A 232-nucleotide genomic window follows, 5' to 3' on the forward strand; every position below is an offset into this window, starting at 1 on the left:
CCCCAACATTAAAAGTGTTGTGCTCTACCAACTGAGCTACCAGGTCTCCGTTTTTTCGGAGTGCAAATATACAAAATATTTTAACACTACAAAACGAAAATGTGTTTTTCTTTAAATTTTCTTAAATTTCTAAAGAACTACTCTCGAAATAAGAAATGGTCTAAAATAGTGACCTGGCTGGGGCTCGAACCCAGGACCCCAACATTAAAAGTGTTGTGCTCTACCAACTGAG

General features: G+C 37.5%; 1 tRNA gene. It reads right to left on the bottom strand.

The features are described from left to right. Positions 1-172 precede the first annotated feature (172 nt). Positions 173-232 (bottom strand) — tRNA-Lys (locus EAH69_RS12025).

Origin of the sequence: Faecalibacter macacae (assembly GCF_003687725.1) — a bacterium.
Lineage (GTDB): Bacteria > Bacteroidota > Bacteroidia > Flavobacteriales > Weeksellaceae > Empedobacter > Empedobacter macacae.